This is a genomic window from Acidovorax sp. KPB24-03 (genome assembly GCF_057546605.1).
Genome location: NZ_BAAJYR010000613.1, coordinates 1 through 1,543 on the forward strand (window position 1 = coordinate 1; position 1,543 = coordinate 1,543).

Annotated in this window: 2 protein-coding genes; both read right to left on the bottom strand. The window is 70.2% G+C overall.

All coding sequences use genetic code 11. The features are described 5' to 3' along the window. On the bottom strand, window positions 1-593 hold a 593-nt coding region (locus tag AC27KI_RS24510), incomplete at its 3' end, for an AraC family ligand binding domain-containing protein (protein ID WP_487116361.1). A 33-nt stretch (window positions 594-626) separates the two neighbouring features. Then, window positions 627-1,543, bottom strand: a 917-nt coding sequence (locus AC27KI_RS24515) for an HD-GYP domain-containing protein (protein ID WP_487116363.1), incomplete at its 5' end; no start/stop codon positions are given.

Sequence of the window (1,543 nt, forward strand, 5' to 3'; positions counted from 1 at the left end):
CCGCGCTGCGCCTGGGCCGCGGCCAGCGCGCGCAACTCGCCTTCCCAGCGCTGGCAGGTCAGCGCCAGCAACTGCAGCAGGGCACCGCGGATGCACGCCAGCGAGGCCAGGCGCCGCGCCGCGTTCTCGCGCTGCAGGGTGTCCAGCAGCGCCCGCACGGCCTCGAAGCCGCTTTCGTCGAAGGTGAAGTCCAAGTGCTCCTGGAACTGGAACGGCGCCAGCTCCGGTGCCAGGGCCAGCGGCACGTCTTCCAGGTCGAGCGGGTCCACGGCCAGGCCGGGCCACAGAAAGCGCTGGCTGAAGTTCACCACCAGCCAGCGCGTGCCCGGCGGGTGCGGCACGAGGTGCATGCGGTGCGGCAGCACGAAGCTCAGGGTGCGCGCGGTGAACGGCCGGGCCACGCCGCCGATGTGGTGCTGCGTGTGGCCTTCCAGGTTCACCTGGATCTGGAAATACTCGTGCTTGTGGGGCTGCGTGAGCGGCGTGCGGCCGCTCTGGTCGCGGATGTCGAAATCGAGGTGGCTGGAGCGCTCCACCATCGCATAGGTGCGCACGGCACCCGCGGGATCGTTGCTGGCGCGCGGCGGGGGCATGCGGGCGGCCGGTGTCGCGTCAGGGCCGGGGCGTCAGCGCGGCACCGACGGCATGCCGGTCCACAGCTCGTTCAGGTCCGGAAAGCGCCATTTGTCCGGGTCTTCGCGGGCCACGATCTTCTCCGGGCAGCCGGGCTGGGCCAAGTCGATGATCTCGGGCGCAATGCGCAGGTCGGACTTGGTGGAGAAGAACACCTTCACGCGCGGCGACACCAGCGAGGCGGCCTGCTCCATCACCACGCCGATGCGCCCCGAGGTCAGCCGCACGAGCGAGCCCACGGGGTAGATGCCGATGCTCTTCACGAAGGCCTGGAACAGGCGGGGGTCGAAGTGCCCGTTGGTCCACTCGGCCATGCGCCGCAGCGATTCGGCCGGGTCCCAGCCGCGCTTGTAGGGCCGGTCGGAGGTGACGGCGTCGTACACGTCGCAGATCGAGGCCATGCGCGCGGTCAGGCTGATCTGCTCTGCCGGCAGGCGGTGCGGGTAGCCCGAGCCGTCCATCTTCTCGTGGTGGTGCAGGCAGGCGTCCAGCACCTCGTCCTCCACGCCGCCCCCGCATTCCAGCAGCATGCGGTAGCCGTGCTCGGAATGGCTGCGCACGATGTCGAATTCCTCGTCGGTGAGCTTGCCGGGCTTGTTCAGCACCGCCAGCGGGATGGCCGCCTTGCCGATGTCGTGCATCAGTCCGGCCAGGCCGGAGGTGCGGATGCGCGCGGCGTCCAGGCCGATCTGGCGCCCCAGGGCCACCATCAGCGCGCACACCGCCACCGAATGCATGTAGGTGTAGTCGTCCGCCGTCTTCAGCCGCGCCAGGCTGATGAGCGCCGAGGGGTGGCGGGTGATCGAATCGGAGATTTCCTGCACCAGGCTGCGCGCGTCGCTGGAATCCACCGCGCGGCCCATGCGGGCCTCGTGGAACATCGAGGACACGGCCTGGCGGGCATGGTGGC